This is a genomic window from Pseudomonadota bacterium (assembly GCA_030860485.1).
GTDB lineage: Bacteria > Pseudomonadota > Gammaproteobacteria > JACCXJ01 > JACCXJ01 > JACCXJ01.
This window is the reverse complement of record JALZID010000309.1, coordinates 1-2,901: the sequence shown is the minus strand read 5'-3', so window position 1 is coordinate 2,901 and position 2,901 is coordinate 1. Positions and strand designations below refer to the sequence as shown.

At 63.7% G+C, this 2,901-nt stretch carries 2 protein-coding genes; one reads left to right on the top strand and one right to left on the bottom strand.

The features are described 5' to 3' along the window. Positions 1 to 98: 98 nt before the first annotated feature. The gene (locus M3461_19375; protein ID MDQ3776358.1) at positions 99 to 638 is read right to left on the bottom strand and encodes a Smr/MutS family endonuclease; all 540 of its coding nucleotides are present in this window, start codon (positions 636 to 638) and stop codon (positions 99 to 101) included. A 313-nt stretch (positions 639 to 951) separates the two neighbouring features. On the opposite strand from M3461_19375, the gene M3461_19370 reads away from it, so the two are divergent. Then, positions 952 to 2,616, top strand: a complete 1,665-nt coding sequence (locus M3461_19370; GenBank protein ID MDQ3776357.1) for a B12-binding domain-containing radical SAM protein — start codon at positions 952 to 954, stop codon at positions 2,614 to 2,616. Positions 2,617 to 2,901: the final 285 nt, after the last annotated feature.

Here is a 2,901-nt window from a genome sequence, read left to right as displayed (position 1 = left end):
CCCGGCCCCCCCCCCCCGATTGTAAACGCCTGTGGTAACGCCGGGATCTGCGGCGGAGAGACGGCACCACTGGCCCAGCGGGAAGCCTTGCCGGATAGCTAGCGCCTCAACAGGACAGAGACGGCACCCGTACCCCCGTCCACGCGGCGCGCAGAACAGAACGCCAGGACCTCCGCGCGACGCGCCAGCCACTGGTTGAGCTTGCCTTTGAGCACCGGCCGCTTCTGGTGGGAGCCGAGGCCCTTGCCGTGGATGATGAGGACCGAGCGCAGCCCGCGGCTGCGGGACGTATAGAGGAAGCGCGCCACGGCGTCCTTGGCCTCCGGGACGCTCATGCCGTGCAGGTCCAGCCGGCTCTGCATGCTGAGCTGGCCGCGGCGCAGGCGGCGCAGGACCTCGGGGCCCACGCCGGGCGCCGAGTACAGCAGCTCTTCACCGGTCTCGACCTCGTCGTCCTCCGGTCCGCGCGACAGCGACTCCTGCAACACCCGCTGGGTCTCCTGGCGCGCCTGCACCGGGATGGGCTCGGGCCGAGGACGCTCGATGGGTAAAACGTCCGGGCGCACCGGTCTTACCGTCCCGACCGCCTCGCGGAACAGGGCGATGTCCTCGTCGCTCGCTTGTGAATCCGGACCCACCGCAGTGCCTGTGTCCGCAACAGAAACCAAACCATCGGATTCTCTTACAAATCGGGTGACAAGCCAAGCGCCGGCGACGACCTACCGGCGTACCATCGGAGCACCCTGCCCCAACGGCGGGGGCGACACCACGAAAGCGTTTCCCGTGCGCTGGGGGCATCTGGGCGTCGATAACGGCGATGGTGGCCTCGGCCGCTCGTGTCGCCGCGACCCTGTCCACCGGTACCGTTGGCATGCGGGGGTGGGATTGCCTATACTCGCCAGTGGCAAACCGGACCCTGCCCCGCCGGTCCGGGCGTGAGGAGGTACCCGCATGAACGACAACTATAAGAACATCTTGTTGGTCTATCCCAGGTTCCCACCGACCTACTGGGGCTCCCAGTATTATCTCCCGCTGATCGGAAAAAAGGCGGCGATGCCGCCGCTCGGGCTCATCACCGTCGCGGCCATGACGCCCGAGGGCTACCAGTTTCGCCTCGTCGACCTGAACTGCGAGGACTTGGAGGATGCCGATCTGGAATGGGCCGACGTGGTATGCCTGTCGGCCATGCTCACCCAGAAGTCCTCACTCTTCCGGGTGGCCGCGCGCTGCCGGGCGGCCGGCAAGCTGGTGGTCTTCGGCGGCCCCTATCCGACCGCCTGCTCCGAAGAGTGTGTCCCGCATTGCGACGTGCAGGTCCTGAACGAAGGGGAGATCACCTGGCGGGAGTTCATCGAGGACCTGGAGCGTGGGAGTTACAAACCCGTGTACACGACGCACGACAAGCCCGATGTCACCAAGACGCCGGTACCGCGCTTCGATCTCCTGAACCTCGATTTCTACGCCATGCTGGTCGTGCAGTTCTCGCGCGGTTGCCCCTATCTCTGCGAGTTCTGCGACATCACCGTGATGTTCGGACGCAGGCCCCGTACCAAGACCCCCACCCAGATGCTGACCGAGCTGGACGCGATCTACGAGACCGGGTTCCGCGGGGTGATCTTCATCGTCGATGACAACTTCATCGGCAACAAGAAGGAGGCCAAGAAGTTCCTGGTCGCGCTGGCCGCATGGAATGCGCGACGCAAGCACCCGTTCTTCTTCGGTACCGAGGTCACGGTCAATCTCGCCGATGATGCCGAGTTGATGGACCTCCTCGTCAAAGCCAATTTCATCTGGGTCTTCATGGGGATCGAAACGCCCTCGATCGAGAGCCTGAAGGAGACGCGCAAGTTCCAAAACATGAAGGGTTCGTTGGTCGAGCGGATGAAGGAGATCCAGGGCGCGGGCCTCTTGACCTATGGCTCCTTCATCGTCGGCTTCGACAGCGACACGGCGGATATCTTCAATCGCCAGATCGAGTTCATCACCGATGCGGCGATCCCGAACGCCATGATCGGGCCCCTGGTGGCTCTGCCCGGAACGCCGCTCTACACGCGCATGAAGCAGAGCGGGCGCCTCATCGAGGACATGACGGGCGACGAAGAACGCACCCTCGGCTCCGGCTACACCAACATCGTGACGATCATCCCGAGAAAGCAGTTGCTGGAAGGGCACCTCCGGGTGATCCGCACGCTCTATGACCCGGACGCGTATTTCAGCCGCGCCATCGAGATGTTTTCCCGGATAGGACATCCGGCGGCGCTCGGTGAGCGTGTGCGACGGCTGTTCTTCCTGTTGGCCTCCGGGGTGAGGAACCTGATCTCCAAGTGGATGAGCGGGCAGATCACGCTCGCGTCGATCCGCTCTCAGTACCGGCAACAGCAGAGCGTCATGGCGACCTTCCCGGAGCACTACAAGCAAGCGAGCCGGGTCTTCACCCGGCGGGTGATGCGGGAATATCCCGACCAGATCCCCTTCATCATGCACTACATCACGCTCGGCTATCACTATCACATGTTCACCTTCGACCATGCCGTGCCGGGCCTGACCAAGCTCTTGCAGGAGGAAGAGTTGTTGGAACAGGCGTCGTCTCCACAGCAAGAGGTTTCCGCCGCCTGATGGATTCCTATGGCATTGCCGTTTTCGGCCGGCCTTTTCGGTGTCAGGAGACACGTGCAGGCCTGACCCCCACCCCATCCTTTCCCCGTCCGGGGCGCGGGCAGGGGAGGGAGTTTCCGTGTGCCCTCCCTGCGATAGCGGCGGAGGGCATTTCCTGGTCCCCTCCCCTGCGGAGCGGGGGAGGGTAGGGTAATGGTATGGACTCCTCCCCTCCCTAACGGCATCGTGATGTGCCAGAGTGGAAGATGAAACGACCACTTCAACGAAGAGGAGGAGTCCGGTATG